The sequence below is a fragment of the Herbidospora sp. NBRC 101105 genome (genome assembly GCF_030269205.1).
Taxonomy (GTDB): Bacteria; Actinomycetota; Actinomycetes; order Streptosporangiales; family Streptosporangiaceae; genus Herbidospora; species Herbidospora solisilvae.
In genome coordinates this window covers 177,933-190,598 of record NZ_BSSX01000009.1, presented here as the reverse complement: position 1 = coordinate 190,598, position 12,666 = coordinate 177,933, and the positions used below count along the sequence as shown (strand labels likewise).

The following is a 12,666-nucleotide window of genomic DNA, read 5'->3' as shown; positions in this document are numbered from 1 at the left end:
ACGAGAGGAGGCATCTCATGTCGGACGACCGAACCACGCTGCCGGCCGTGCGGGTCAGGACCGCGTTCAAAGCGCGCCTCACCCGCTACGCCGAATCGCAGGAGCGCGACGTGTCATGGGTGATCCGAAAGGCAATCGAGGAGTACCTCACCCGCCACGAGGAGGCATCGCATGTCGAAGATCATGATCGGTAAGTACGAGGGGACCCTCTATGAGGAGGCTGGCGGCTACACCGGAGCGATCTCGCTTGGGTTCGCCGCCGATGGGAAGCGACTGCGCCTCAAGCGCAAGGGCAAGACCAAGGCCGAGGTCAAAGACAAGCTGATCGGGGCTGTGAAGGACCTCGAATCCGGGGTCAAGAGCCCAGAGAATTACACCGTCCGCAACGCAGTAGAGGACTGGTTCGCCACCGGGCTCAAGAAGCAGAGCGCGAGCACTATCGGAACGCTGAAGATCCTCGCCGATCAGCACGTCATTCCGCTGATCGGCAAGGCGAAGCTCAGCACCCTCAAGGCCGATGACGTCGACACATGGCTCGAAGGTCTAACCGGCAAGCTGGCCACACGGACGCTCGTCTCAGTCCACTCGATCCTCAAGCGGGCGACGCGCCACGCACAGGCCCGCGAACTGGTGATCCGCAACGTCGCAGAACTCGTCATCACCCCGAAAGGCAAGGAGGGCCGCCCGAGCAAGGCACTCACCCGTGACCAGGCAGCCGCCCTGCTCGACGCGGCGAAGACATCACCGCTCCACGCTTACGTGGTCGTCAGCCTGACGACCGGAATCCGGACTGAGGAAGCCCGTGCCCTCAGATGGGATCACGTCGTCACCTGGGTACCGAAGGACAAGGCATGGCGACCGGTCCTCGAAGCGGGGTTCAATCACAAGCGGTTCGCCATCTACGTATGGCGTGCCGATCGAGTGGGAGGCGACACCAAGACCCGCAAGTCACGGCGTTCGCTGGAACTCCCCGACCAGGCGGCCACCGCTCTCAAGCAGCACAGAGCCGCACAGGCCGCTCAACAGCTCGAAGCCGGCGAACTGTGGACGGATCACGGTCTCGTCTTCTCCACGGGCGTCGGAACAGCGCTCGACGCTCACAACGTCCGCCGCTCATTCCGCGCCATCATCAAGCGGGCGAACCTCGAAGGTGACTGGGTCCCCCGGGAACTCCGTCACTCGTTCGTCTCGATCATGAGTGACAACGACGTGCCCTTAGAGACGATCGCCGATCTCGTCGGGCACGCCGGCACCCGCGTCACGGAACAGGTCTACCGCCACCAGTTGAAGCCCGTCATCGCGACGGGTGCGGGCACGATGAACAGGGTGTTCGGCACAACCAGGAAGAGCAAGCGTAAGTCTGCGTGAGGTGGCTCCCCGTTTGGCTCCCCACGGCCTCAAAGATCGAAAAAGGGGCCTCGGATTATCTCCGAAACCCCTTCTGACCTGCTATCACGTGGTGGAGCTATGGGGATTTGAACCCCAGACCCCTTCGATGCGAACGAAGTGCGCTACCGGACTGCGCTATAGCCCCGTGAACGAGATCTAGGCTACCAAACTCCAGCACCCCTTCGCGCCATCCGCGCGCTAGTCCCCCACCGCTCGCCGGTGATCCGCGTACTGGTCGAACACGCCACCGCGCTTCTTCTCCAGCTCGATGATCTCGGCCTCGATCGCCGCCGCGGCCGCCCGTCGTGCTTCGGCCCGGGCTCGCCGGAGCCGGTCGGCCCGTACCCGGGCCGCCAGGTCCTGCTGTTCGTGCTCCAGCTTGGAGGCTACCCGCAGCAGCGTCACGTACAGGCCGAGCAGGAGTGCGGCCGGTGCCACGCCCCACCACGGCACCACGCCGAGGAAGGCCGCGATCGAGGAGACCAGGACCATGGCCACGCACCACAGCAGGGTGCGGCGCCGGCGGACCCGGATGCGGGCCCGGCGGCGGTTGGTCGCGAACTGGGGGTCGGAGGCGGCGGCGGGTTCGGGCACCGATGCCTCCTCTTCCGACGTCGCGGGCGAGGGGGTGGCTTGATCGGGGGTTTCGATCAAGGTGTCGCCCTCGGTGTTGTCCTTGTCTTCATCCATTAGGACATAGCGGTCGCGGCGTAGCCACATCGGGACGAGGACGCCGAGCCACATTGCGACGATGGCGAGATAAAGGAGGACGCTGCTCATCGGCTGCTCTCCTCCCGGACTCGGCCCGCCTGCATGCTCACGTCACGCACCGTAAGGCGGCGTGTCACTGATTGACGAGCATTCGGTCCGGTGTGTCGCGAGATCGTCGAAGCTGTTGTCGCCTACGGGGACTCGCCGTGACGTGCTGCCGATGAGTCTCGGGCCCGGCGCCACTGGACGAGCAGGCCTCTGGGCACGTCTTCCACCGTCAGGGCATAGCAGATGTGGTCTCGCCACGCTCCGTCGATGTGGAGTTGCCTTCGGCGCACGCCCTCCTCGCGGAAGCCCAGCTTTTCGACGACTCTGCGGCTGGCGTGGTTCTCGGGGCGGATGTTGGCCTCCAGGCGGTGGAGGCCGGTGGTGAAGAAGCAGTGGTCGACGGCCATGGCCAGGGCCGTGGGGATGATGCCCTTGCCGGCCAGGGCGCCGTCGACCCAGTAGCCGACCTGGGCCGAGCGGGCCGAGCCCCAGACGATCGCGCCGACGGTGAGCTGGCCGGCGAAGGCGCCGTTGTACGTCACGACCCACGGCAGGGCCAGGCCCTGCCTGGCCTCGCGGCGGAGGGTGCCGACCATGGAGACGTAGGGGCTGAGGCCGGTGCGGAACAGGGGCGTCTCGGGGTTGCTGGGTTCCCAGGGGCGCAGCCAGTCGGCGTTGCGCAGGCGGGTCTCCCGCCAGACGCGCACGTCGCGGAGCCGCAGCGGCCGGAGACCTACGGGGCCTTCCGCCAGGGTCGCGGGCCAGCCGCGAAGTCGATCCACTTGTCAATCATCCCTCTTGTTCACCGAATCGCGCCATCAGACGCGATGGTCACCGCCGCGGATCTGGTCGACCACGTGGCCGAGGATGGGGCCCAGGACCGCCATCCCGTCGCGGACTCCGCCGGTCGATCCGGGCAGGTTGACGACGAGGGTGCCGCCCGCCTGCCCGGCCAGGCCGCGCGAGAGCACCGATGTGGGCACTTTCTCCCGGTTGACCTGCCTGATCGCCTCGGCGATGCCCGGGATCTCGCGGTCGAGGACCCGCCGGGTCATCTCGGGGGTCAGGTCGGTGGGGGTGAGGCCGGTGCCGCCGGTGGTGACGATGACCTGGTATGCCGACTCGAGGCCCTTCACCAACGCTTCATACACCGGTTCACCGTCGCGGACCACCACCGGGCCGTCGACCGTGCAGCCGTGCTCCTCCAGGAGGGCGTGGAGGATACGGCCGGAGCGGTCGTCGTACACCCCCTCGGCGGCGCGGTTGGACGCGGTGATGACCAGGGCGCGGATCATGAGCGCCGCCAGTCGCCGGTCTTGCCGCCGGTCTTCTCCTCAACCCGCACGTCGGTGATGACCGCGGCGGGGTCGACGGCCTTGATCATGTCGATCAGGCCGAGGGCGGCCACGGTGACGGCGGTGAGGGCCTCCATCTCCACGCCCGTCTTGTCGGCGGTCTTCACCCGGGCGGTGATCTCCACGCCCTCGTCGACGATCTCCAGGGAGACCTTCACGCCGTGGAGGGCGATGGGGTGGCAGAGCGGGATCAGGTCGGGGGTCTTCTTGGCGCCCATGATCCCGGCGATGCGGGCCACGCCGAGCGCGTCGCCCTTCGGGGTGTCTCCCGACCTCAGGATCGCCACGGCCTCCTCGGAGAGCAGGACACGACCGGAGGCGGTGGACGTACGGACGGAGATGGGCTTTTCTGACACGTCGACCATGCGGGCCTGGCCCGATTCGTCGAGATGGGTGAGATTCACAGCGGGATCACCTCAACAGTCGTCCCTTCCGGGACCTCGGTCACGTCTTCCGGTACGACGATCAGCGCGTCGGCCGCGGCAAGCGCGGCGAGCTGGTGGGAGCCCTGGCCGCGGGCGGGGGTGACCTTGTCACCGCTCAGCACCGCGCGCAGGTAGGAACGGCGGCCCTTCGGGGAGCGCAGCCGCGCGTCGCAGACGGCCTGGACCGTCGAGGGCAGCGAGGCGGGCAGGCCCTGCATGCGGCGCAGGGCGGGACGCACGAAGAGCACGAAGGAGACGTAGGACGAGACCGGGTTGCCGGGCAGGGTGAAGATCGGGATCTGGTCGTCGCCGACCACGCCGAAGCCCTGGGGCATGCCGGGCTGCATGGCGACCTTCTCGAACGTGACCGTGCCGAGTGGGCTCAGGCCCTCTTTCACCGGCTCGTAGGCGCCCATCGAGACGCCGCCGCTGGTGATCACCGCGTCGGCCCGGACCAACTGCGCGTCGAGGGTCTCCATGAAGACGCGCGGGTCGTCGGTCACCGAGCCCACCCGGAAGGCCTCGCCGCCGGCCTCGCGGACCGCGGCGGCCAGCATGAAGCTGTTGGACTCCCAGATCTGGCCGTACCCGAGCGGGGTTCCGGGCTCGGCGAGCTCGGCGCCCGTCGACAACACGGCCACCCGGGGCACCGGCCGGACCAGCACCCGCCGCCGCCCGACCCCCGCCAGGATGCCGATCTGGGCCGCTCCGATACGCGTGCCCTCGGCCAGGACCACATCTCCCACCCGCACATCCTCACCCGCCCGGCGGATCGCGTTGCCGCGTTCGACCTGCCTGTGGACAACCACGTGGGCGGTGCCGCCGTCGGTGTACTCGACCGGCACGACCGTGTCCGCGCCGGCGGGAAGCGGCGCCCCGGTCATGATGCGGGCGGTCAGGCCCGGCCCGATCGCGTGGACGGACGGATCTCCCGCCGCGACGTCCTCGGTCACCGGAAGCGTCGCCGGGACCTGGGCGAGGTCGGCGGCGACGACCGCGTAGCCGTCCATCGCCGAGTTGTCGAAGGGCGGCAGGTCGACCGGCGCGGTCACGTCTTCGGCGAGCACCGCCCCCAGCGCCCGCTCGAGATCGAGTTCGAGGGGCGCCAGAGGGCGGACGGTCGCCAGGATGTCGGCGAGGTGCCGATCGACCGGTTTGAGATCGCTAGGGCTGTGCCTCATTCAGGAATTCTCGCAGCCAGGGCAGGAACTCGGGGGCGAGGTCCTGCCGCCGCGCCGCGAACTCGACCACGGTCTGCAGGTACTGCAGCTTGTCACCGGTGTCGAACCGGCGGCCGCGGAACAGCACGCCGTAGACGGGGCCGCCCTCCTCGGGGGTGCTCGACGCGAGCGTGCGCAGCGCGTCGGTGAGCTGGATCTCGCCGCCGCGGCCGGGCGGGGTCTTCTCCAGCACCTCGAAGACGGCCGGGTCGATCACGTATCGCCCGATGATGGCCCAGTTGGACGGCGCCTCCTCTTTCGGGGGCTTCTCCACCAGGTCGGTGATCCGCACGACGTCGTCCTCGTCGGTCGCCTCGATGGCGGCGCAGCCGTACTGGGAGACCTGCTCCTCGGGCACCTCCATCAGCGCGATGACGCTGCCGCCGCGCTGCTGGCGGACCTCGATCATGCGCTTGAGCAGCGGGTCGTTGGGGTCGATGATGTCGTCGCCGAGGAGGCAGGCGAACGGCTCGTTCCCGACGTGCTGCTTGGCGCAGAGCACGGCGTGGCCGAGACCCCTCGGCTCGCCCTGGCGGACGTAGTGCATGGTCGCGAGGTCGACGGGTTCCTGAATCTGGGACAGGCGCTTCTCGTCGCCCTTCGCCCGGAGGGCGCCCTCCAGCTCCGCGGCCACGTCGAAGTGGTCTTCAATCGATCGTTTGTTGCGCCCGGTGACCATCAGGACGTCGAGCAGCCCCGCGGAGACTGCCTCCTCGACGACATACTGGATCGCCGGTTTGTCGACGATCGGCAGCATCTCCTTCGGAGTGGCCTTGGTCGCGGGCAGGAATCGCGTCCCGAGACCGGCGGCGGGGACAACGGCTTTGGTTACGGAGTCGAAGTCAGCACCCATGGATGAAGGCTAGTGGAGGCCTCTTTGGACAAGTTCGAGCTGAGGCGTGAAATTCTGCGTGAACGTTCCATCATGGACGTCGACGATCGCCGTGAGAGCGCTCGCCGGATCAGGGAGAACCTGCTTGACCAGCCATGGGTCCAGATGGCCGGCCTCGTCGCCTGTTATTGGTCGACCGGAACGGAACCCGCCACCGAGGGCCTGGTGTTCGCATTGTGGAAACACGGCGCGACCGTGATCCTCCCGGTGCTGCGCGACGACGACGACCTCGACTGGGCGGTCTACGACGGTCCCGACACCCTCGCGCCGGGCCGCCACGGGATCATGGAACCCGTCGACACCAGGCGTGGCGTGGACACGATCCGGACCGCCGCGCTGGTCATCGTGCCAGCCCTCGCCGTCGATCCCCATTCGGGTGTACGCCTCGGGCGAGGCGGCGGCTCCTACGACCGCGCCCTGGCGAGAGTGGGCCCCAACGTGCCGACCGTCGCCCTCCTCAACGAGGGGGAACTGCGTCCCGGTGTGCCCGCCGAACCGCATGACCAGCGGGTCAGGTACGCGGCGTTGCCGTCCGGGATCCGTGTTATTCCTGTGAAAGAATCTACATAAATCACGAAAGGGGACCTGGTGCGCCTGGACATCGACGGATGGCTCCTCCTGTCCGCCGTGATCGTCCTGGCGGCCGTGATCTCGGTCAGGGTCGCCCACCGCACCGGTCTGCCCTCGCTGCTCCTCTACCTCGCCCTGGGCGTCGCCCTCGGCGAGTCGGGCCTCGGCATCCACTTCGAGGACGCCGAACTGGCCAAGCAGATCGGCCTGATCGCGCTGGCGATCATTCTGGCCGAAGGCGGCCTGACCACCAACTGGGAACACGTGCGCACGACCGTGCCGACCGCTTCGGTGCTGGCGACCTTCGGTGTCGCGGTCAGCATCATCGTGCTGGCGCTGGCCGTGTCCGGCTTCCTGGGCATGGACTGGCGTACGGCGATGCTGCTGGGCGCGATCCTCGCCTCGACCGACGCCGCGGCGGTCTTCAGCGTGCTGCGCCGGCTCCCGCTGCCGCCCCGCCTGGCCGGCACCCTGGAGGCCGAGTCGGGCTTCAACGACGCCCCCACGGTGATCGTCGTCGTCATGCTGAGCCAGGTCAGCGCGCCCATGCCGTCGGCGTGGAACGTTCTGGGCACCGCCTTGTGGGAACTGGCCGCCGGCGCGGCGGTCGGCTGCGCAGTCGGCCCCATCGCCGCCTACGCGCTGCGCCGGGTCGCGCTGCCCGCCTCGGGCCTCTATCCGATCGCGGTTCTGGCGGTGTCGTTCATCGCCTACAGCGGCGCGGTCCTGCTGCACGCCTCCGGCTTCCTGTCGGTCTATCTCGCCGCGCTGATCATCGGCAACAGCCGGCTCCCCCACCGGGCCGCGACGAGAGGCTTCGCCGAAGGGGCGGCCTGGCTGGCCCAGATCGGCCTGTTCGTCATGCTGGGCATGCTGGTCAGCCCCAGCGAGCTGCCGAGTCAGATCATTCCGGGCCTGGTCGCGGGCCTGGCCTTGGTGCTCCTGGCCCGGCCGATCTCCGTGATCCTGTCGTCTCTGGCGGTACGGGTGACCCGCATCGACCGGGTGAGCTGGCGAGAACAGGTCTTCCTGTCGTGGGCCGGGCTGCGCGGCGCGGTCCCCATCGTCCTGGCCACCATCCCGTGGGCGTCCGGGGTCCCGGGGGCCAAGGCGCTGTTCAACGAGGTCTTCGTGATCGTGGTGGTCTTCACCCTGATCCAGGGCCCGACCCTGCCGTTCCTGGCCCGGGTGCTGCGCCTGTCGAACGAGGGCGAGGCCCGCGACCTCGACGTGGAGGCCGCCCCGCTGGAGGAGCTGAACGCCGACCTGCTCCAGGTGCGCATCCCGCCGGAGTCGAAGCTGCACGGAGTCGAGGTCTTCGAGCTCCGCCTGCCCTCGGACGCCGCGGTCACCATGGTCGTCAGAGACGGCCACTCGTTCGTCCCCGACGGCAGCACCCGCCTGCGCCGCGACGACCAACTGCTCGTCGTGACGACGGCGGCCCAGCGCCGCACCGTCGAAAAGCGCCTGCGCGCGGTCTCTCGCAGAGGCAAACTCGCAGGTTGGTATGGGGAGACAGGGGACTAAACTCCCCCACGGCAACGTTGCAGCTTGCCAGTGCCTTATCATTTAGCAGTCGCTTGGGTCGAGTGCCAAGTCACTGAGGAGGACCGCGTGCCCACCTACCAGTACGCCTGCACCAATTGTGGTGAGCAGCTCGAAGTCGTCCAGAAGTTCACCGACGACGCCCTGACCGAGTGCCCCGCCTGCCAGGGCCGCCTCCGCAAGGTCTTCAACGCGGTGGGCATCGTGTTCAAGGGCTCCGGCTTCTACCGGACCGACAACCGTTCGTCGACGTCGTCGTCCACGACCTCGACGTCGCCGTCCAAGCCGGCCACCGAGAGCAAGCCGGCCGAGACGAGCACCCCGAGCGCTCCCGCGAGCCCCGCCCCCGCGAGCACTCCAGCGGCCTGACCTGCGACGAAGCGGGTTGTCCACAGGAAGGCGCATAGGGCCTCACCGGGTGGGGCCCAGGGCGCTAGTGTCGGCGCCATGGTCAATCGTGTGGACATCGGTGTCATCGGCGGCTCAGGGTTCTACTCCCTGCTCGACGACGCCGAGGAGATCGATGTCGCGACCCCCTACGGGCCCCCCAGCGACAAGGTGACGGTCGGGCGCATCGGCGGCCGCGCCGTCGCCTTCATCCCCCGCCACGGGCGGGACCACGGCTTCCCGCCCCACCGCATCCCCTACCGCGCCAACCTGTGGGCGCTGCGCTCCCTCGGCGTGCGCCAGGTCCTCGCCCCCAGCGCCGTCGGCTCCCTCCGCGCCGAACTCGGCCCCGGCGCCCTGGTCGTCCCCGACCAGCTCATCGACCGCACCTCCGGTCGCATCCAGACCTTCTACGACGCGGGCGGCGCCGTCCACGTGTCCTTCGCCGACCCCTACTGCCCCGACGGGCGGGCCGCCGCCGTGTCCGTGGCGAGCGCGTCCGGGTGGGACGTGTCCGACGGCGGCACCCTCGTGGTGATCGAAGGCCCCCGGTTCTCGACCCGGGCCGAGTCGAAGTGGTTCGCGAGCATGGGGTGCTCGATCGTCGGGATGACCGGGTTCCCTGAGTCGGTGCTGGCCCGGGAGCTGGCCCTCTGCTACACGTCGATGTCCCTGGTGACCGATCACGACGCGGGGGTCGAGACGGGTGAAGGTGTCACCCATGAAGAGGTGATGGCCTTCTTCGCGGCCAACGTGGAACGGATGCGGTCGCTGGTGGAGCAGGTGGTGAAGGCGCTGCCGGAGGAGCGGACCTGCGCCTGCGGGAACGCGCTGGACGGGATCAAGCTGCCGTTCGAACTGCCTTGATCGTTTTTTAGGCGGTGTTGTGTATGGAGGGCCGGCATGCGGGATTCCCGTCGGGGGCGCCGGCCTCCGCCACTGAGCTTGGCTGTTCATGTGCCGAATGACTTGGTGAATCGAGAGCTGCCGATCTTGGCTCCCTGGCTCGGGCCCGCGGTATCTGCCCGCGGTGTTCGTTGCGCCGCGGGGAAGCGGTTCGTTCTGTGGAGCTTGCTTGAGGTGTCGAGTGTTGCTCCTCCTTCTGTCCTTGGAGTTTTGTCATGCGTGTCGCGGTGCCGGCGCGGTGGGCTCGGGTGCTTGCTCGGCGTCGGCGGTTGATCTCGGCCGTTCTGCTGGGGGTGGCGGTGGCCGGGGTTCTGGTTTCTGTACGGGCTCCGTCGGGTGTGGCCGTTCTCGTCGCGGCTCGTGATCTTTCCGGTGGGCGCCTCGCGGCGGGGGATCTGTCGACGGTCCGGGTGCCCTCTTCGGTGCTGCCTGACGGGTATCTCGCCGCCGGTTCCCCTGTGGTCGGGAGGGTGCTGACGGCGCCCGCCCGGCGGGGGGAGGTGCTCACCGATGCCCGGTTGCTCGGGAGTGGGTTGCTGGCCTCGGACGTGCGGGGGGTGGTGGCCACGCCGGTGCGGGTCGAGGACGCGGATGCGGCCGGGCTGGTGACGGCCGGGGATGTGATCGATGTCCTGGCCGCCTATGAGACGCATGCGGAGACCGCGGCCGAACGGGTGACCGTGTTGACGAAGGCGCAGTCGGAGGAGGGCGGGTTGCTCGTGCTGGCCACGACGACCGGTCAGGCCGCGTCGCTCGCTCGGGCGCAGGTGGGGGCGCGGTTGTCGATCGCCATTCATCCTCGTTAGACGCGGCGGCGTCGCGGCGCTGTGCGGGCGCGGCCGGTTGGCGCCGGGTGCGGCGCGAGCCCTCGGCGGCGGTCGGGGTGGGGTGGGCGGAGCCGTAACGGAGCAGAAAGGTTTTTAGAGGAGGGAGCCGATCTTGGGGTCGTACTCCCAGTGCCAGGGTTCGAAGGGGCTCACGTAGGCCCAGTCGGGGTGGATCCAGCCGAATTTCTTGCCGTTCTGTTCGAGCCAGACGAATTCGGTGGATTTGTACACGCGGATCGGCCCGCAGAAGTCGACCGCCAGGCCGAGGCCGTGGTTGCTGCGGCCGGGGATGGCCGCCAGGCCGGGCCGCTGGTAGTAGACGATCTGCTGGTCGCGAAGGCTGCGGTAGCTGTCGATGACGCAGAGGGGCTGTCCGAAACGTCGCTTGTACGCCAGGTTGAGGTCGGCGAAGGCGATCGCGGCGTCGGCGCGGAGTTCCTCACCCTTGAAGGGCAGCGGGCAGAGCACGTTGCTGGGCAGCAGGCCGTTCGCGTACTCCTCCGCGAGCACGACCCGCGTCGGGTCGCACGCGCCCCCGCCACGCTTCACGCCGAGCTTGGCGAGGGCGCTGGTGAGGGATTTGACCGTCTTCTGCGACTGCTTGCGCAGCGTGTCGATCTCGAACGTGAGCTGGGCCTCCTGGAGGAGCTTCGTGGCCCGCAGCTCCTGCGCCTCCGCGGCCAGCTGCTCCCGCTCCTGGAACAGGCGGGTGGCGTCGACGACCACGATGTTGCGCCCGGCGATGAGCTGGTTGGCGTCGCTCATCGCCCGCAACGACGCCTCACCGTTCCGGCTGGTCAGCAGGGACCCGATGTTCCGGCTGGCCGGATTCTGGTACATCAGCTCGATCAGGTCGGACAACGGCTGCCGGATCCGCGCGAGCTGCTGGTCGGCCACGCGCAGCTGCGTCAGCTTGGCCTCAAGCTGCTTGTTGGAGGTGTCGAACTCCTTCTGCCGCGCCACGAGCGCCTTGGTGGCGGCCTCGATGCCCTTGGCCGCCTCTTCGGCATCGCGTCGGAGCTCGGTCAGCGTGGCAGGATCTTTCTTCGGAGCGGTCTGCGTCTGCGCGGCCTGTGCCGGGGCGGCCTGCGCCGGCGCGACCATAGAGAGCGCCAGCATGAGGGCCGCGACCAGTCCCGCTGATCGCACGCTCGACTCCTCCGTTTGCGAATTTGTGACCTCGGTCAGGGACGCACGTTACTACAGCAGGATGTGTGGTCGTGGCCGAGTCGTAGGAGCCGTTACATACCGATTCACGTGTCTTGTGCCATGTGCGCCTTGTGGACCGTTCGCATGGGTTTTCAGGCTGGCTTGCGGGCCTCCTCCTGGCACATCTCCCAGAGCCACGTGTCGGTCCATTCGTCGGGGCAGGGTTGCCTGGGGGCTTGTCTCGGGGCGGGTCTTGGGGGGGTGGCCTTTGTTCTCGGAGGGGTGTTGGGCTCTTGGTGTGGCGTGGCGGGAGCTGGTGCCGCCGCGGCCTGGATGGGAGGTGGTTTTCTGGGGCGATGCCGCTTTTCCGGGGCGGGGAGGGGGCCTTCGTACAGGCGGTCCGGGGTGGCCGGGCGGGGCAGCGGGGTCGGGGCCATGAAGACCGGGGGCTGCGCCGGCCTGGCTCGCAGGTACGGGGGGACGCCGAATTCCGTCAGTTCGGCGACGAGTAACCCTAGGGCGAGTACGGCGGGGGCTAGTAGGGCGGCCAGCAGGACTACGGGGCGGAGTGCGCGGCTGCCGGGGCGGCGTCCTCGGTTCACGGTGGCGAGCCCATCACCCTTTCCGGCGGGGTGTGGCTTGGTTGTCTTGGCTTTGCCTTTGGGTGGGGGGACTTTGGGGTGTGGTGGGTGGCGCGCGGGGGGCTGTGGTTTCGCTAGGCTTGGGGGGTCGGCTCCCGTAGCTCAGGGGATAGAGCACAGGTTTCCTAAACCTGGTGTCGTAGGTTCGATTCCTACCGGGGGCACAAGATCATTTTGCTCTGACCTGCCAAAACGTGTCCGCATAGATCGTTTGCCGTGAGCGGATTCCACGCGATTGGTGCCGCCAGATGCCGCCGTAGGCAGCCGTTTTTCGGTGGTCCCGGAATATGCCCGGAATGAGATCCCGGCTCTTCCGCAGGTCAGGTGCCGAAAACGAGGAGGCCCAAGCATGAGCCGGGGCTTGTCTTGCCGGGCTGTCGATCAGTCGTCGAGAACGCTGTCGATCTGGCTGTTGACGCGGGACTGCTGACCGTCGGCGCATCGGGCGTAGACCTTCAGGAGAACGTCGGCGCTGCGCCCGGCACACAGGGCGACCCCTGGGGCCGGGACACCCGCATTAAGCCACAACGATACCGCCGCGTGGCGTTGGTTGTATGGACGGGCGGCGAGGCGTGATTCGTACTGCTCGGGCATGAGGGTG

Annotated in this window: 15 protein-coding genes and 2 tRNA genes; 8 read left to right on the top strand and 9 right to left on the bottom strand. The window is 68.5% G+C overall.

Going from position 1 to position 12,666, the window contains the following annotated elements; translation table 11 throughout:
• Nucleotides 1-17: 17 nt before the first annotated feature.
• Both QSK34_RS33340 and QSK34_RS33335 read left to right on the top strand, forming a co-directional pair.
• Nucleotides 18-194, top strand: coding sequence for a ribbon-helix-helix protein, CopG family (locus tag QSK34_RS33340; RefSeq protein ID WP_285590139.1), 177 nt, complete (start codon nt 18-20; stop codon nt 192-194).
• Entirely contained in the window at nt 172-1,368 is a 1,197-nt protein-coding gene (locus tag QSK34_RS33335) for a site-specific integrase (RefSeq protein ID WP_285590136.1), read from the top strand. Before QSK34_RS33340 ends, QSK34_RS33335 begins: the two co-directional genes overlap by 23 nt.
• An 89-nt stretch (nt 1,369-1,457) precedes the next feature.
• On the opposite strand, the gene QSK34_RS33330 is transcribed toward QSK34_RS33335, so the two are convergent.
• The 7 genes from QSK34_RS33330 to galU form a co-directional block, all read right to left on the bottom strand.
• Nucleotides 1,458-1,534 (bottom strand) — tRNA-Ala (locus QSK34_RS33330).
• 53 nt (nt 1,535-1,587) lie between these two features.
• Nucleotides 1,588-2,169, bottom strand: coding sequence for a divisome protein SepX/GlpR (gene sepX / locus QSK34_RS33325; RefSeq protein WP_161483589.1), 582 nt, complete (start codon nt 2,167-2,169; stop codon nt 1,588-1,590).
• 122 nt (nt 2,170-2,291) lie between these two features.
• Nucleotides 2,292-2,930 (bottom strand): GNAT family N-acetyltransferase, encoded by a 639-nt coding sequence (locus QSK34_RS33320; RefSeq protein ID WP_030452031.1) that lies wholly within the window; start codon nt 2,928-2,930, stop codon nt 2,292-2,294.
• A gap of 36 nt (nt 2,931-2,966) precedes the next feature.
• Complete coding sequence (locus QSK34_RS33315; protein ID WP_285590133.1) at nt 2,967-3,443, bottom strand: MogA/MoaB family molybdenum cofactor biosynthesis protein; 477 nt, start codon at nt 3,441-3,443, stop codon at nt 2,967-2,969.
• Complete coding sequence (moaC, locus tag QSK34_RS33310) at nt 3,440-3,907, bottom strand: cyclic pyranopterin monophosphate synthase MoaC (protein ID WP_030452033.1); 468 nt, start codon at nt 3,905-3,907, stop codon at nt 3,440-3,442. Before moaC ends, QSK34_RS33315 begins: the two co-directional genes overlap by 4 nt.
• Complete coding sequence (gene glp, locus QSK34_RS33305; RefSeq protein ID WP_285590130.1) at nt 3,904-5,109, bottom strand: molybdotransferase-like divisome protein Glp; 1,206 nt, start codon at nt 5,107-5,109, stop codon at nt 3,904-3,906. Before glp ends, moaC begins: the two co-directional genes overlap by 4 nt.
• Nucleotides 5,093-6,001: a UTP--glucose-1-phosphate uridylyltransferase GalU gene (gene galU, locus QSK34_RS33300; protein WP_030452035.1), complete on the bottom strand. Its 909-nt coding sequence runs from the start codon at nt 5,999-6,001 to the stop codon at nt 5,093-5,095. Before galU ends, glp begins: the two co-directional genes overlap by 17 nt.
• 24 nt (nt 6,002-6,025) lie before the next feature.
• Here galU and QSK34_RS33295 point away from each other — a divergent pair, with 24 nt between their 5' ends.
• The 5 genes from QSK34_RS33295 to QSK34_RS33275 all read left to right on the top strand — a co-directional run bounded on the left by QSK34_RS33295 (nt 6,026) and on the right by QSK34_RS33275 (nt 10,254).
• Nucleotides 6,026-6,610 carry a 5-formyltetrahydrofolate cyclo-ligase gene (locus QSK34_RS33295; protein ID WP_062346465.1) on the top strand — a complete coding sequence of 195 codons (585 nt, stop codon included), beginning with the start codon at nt 6,026-6,028 and terminating at the stop codon, nt 6,608-6,610.
• Between the two features lie 18 nt (nt 6,611-6,628).
• A complete protein-coding gene (locus QSK34_RS33290) occupies nt 6,629-8,137 on the top strand; it encodes a potassium/proton antiporter (RefSeq protein WP_353051450.1) in 1,509 nt (502 codons plus the stop codon).
• A gap of 87 nt (nt 8,138-8,224) precedes the next feature.
• Nucleotides 8,225-8,524, top strand: coding sequence for an FmdB family zinc ribbon protein (locus tag QSK34_RS33285; protein WP_161483585.1), 300 nt, complete (start codon nt 8,225-8,227; stop codon nt 8,522-8,524).
• Between the two features lie 78 nt (nt 8,525-8,602).
• Nucleotides 8,603-9,409 (top strand): S-methyl-5'-thioadenosine phosphorylase, encoded by an 807-nt coding sequence (locus tag QSK34_RS33280; protein ID WP_285590125.1) that lies wholly within the window; start codon nt 8,603-8,605, stop codon nt 9,407-9,409.
• A gap of 254 nt (nt 9,410-9,663) precedes the next feature.
• Nucleotides 9,664-10,254, top strand: coding sequence for an SAF domain-containing protein (locus QSK34_RS33275; protein ID WP_285590122.1), 591 nt, complete (start codon nt 9,664-9,666; stop codon nt 10,252-10,254).
• Between the two features lie 114 nt (nt 10,255-10,368).
• Here QSK34_RS33275 and QSK34_RS33270 read toward each other — a convergent pair whose 3' ends face one another.
• Nucleotides 10,369-11,424, bottom strand: a complete 1,056-nt coding sequence (locus QSK34_RS33270) for a D-alanyl-D-alanine carboxypeptidase family protein (RefSeq protein ID WP_285590120.1) — start codon at nt 11,422-11,424, stop codon at nt 10,369-10,371.
• Nucleotides 11,425-12,156: 732 nt separating this feature from the next.
• Here QSK34_RS33270 and QSK34_RS33265 point away from each other — a divergent pair.
• A tRNA-Arg gene (locus QSK34_RS33265) sits at nt 12,157-12,229 on the top strand.
• A gap of 217 nt (nt 12,230-12,446) precedes the next feature.
• On the opposite strand, the gene QSK34_RS33260 is transcribed toward QSK34_RS33265, so the two are convergent.
• Nucleotides 12,447-12,659, bottom strand: coding sequence for a site-specific integrase (locus tag QSK34_RS33260; protein WP_285590118.1), 213 nt, complete (start codon nt 12,657-12,659; stop codon nt 12,447-12,449).
• Nucleotides 12,660-12,666 lie beyond the last annotated feature (7 nt).

What these genes read in the sequence shown, in the direction of transcription:
- QSK34_RS33340 (WP_285590139.1), top strand. Translation starts at nt 18, where the DNA reads ATGTCGGACGACCGAACCACGCTGCCGGCCGTGCGGGTCAGGACCGCG.
- QSK34_RS33335 (WP_285590136.1), top strand. Translation starts at nt 172, where the DNA reads ATGTCGAAGATCATGATCGGTAAGTACGAGGGGACCCTCTATGAGGAG.
- sepX (WP_161483589.1), bottom strand. Translation starts at nt 2,169, where the DNA reads ATGAGCAGCGTCCTCCTTTATCTCGCCATCGTCGCAATGTGGCTCGGC.
- QSK34_RS33315 (WP_285590133.1), bottom strand. Translation starts at nt 3,443, where the DNA reads ATGATCCGCGCCCTGGTCATCACCGCGTCCAACCGCGCCGCCGAGGGG.
- glp (WP_285590130.1), bottom strand. Translation starts at nt 5,109, where the DNA reads ATGAGGCACAGCCCTAGCGATCTCAAACCGGTCGATCGGCACCTCGCC.
- galU (WP_030452035.1), bottom strand. Translation starts at nt 6,001, where the DNA reads ATGGGTGCTGACTTCGACTCCGTAACCAAAGCCGTTGTCCCCGCCGCC.
- QSK34_RS33280 (WP_285590125.1), top strand. Translation starts at nt 8,603, where the DNA reads ATGGTCAATCGTGTGGACATCGGTGTCATCGGCGGCTCAGGGTTCTAC.
- QSK34_RS33275 (WP_285590122.1), top strand. Translation starts at nt 9,664, where the DNA reads ATGCGTGTCGCGGTGCCGGCGCGGTGGGCTCGGGTGCTTGCTCGGCGT.
- QSK34_RS33260 (WP_285590118.1), bottom strand. Translation starts at nt 12,659, where the DNA reads ATGCCCGAGCAGTACGAATCACGCCTCGCCGCCCGTCCATACAACCAA.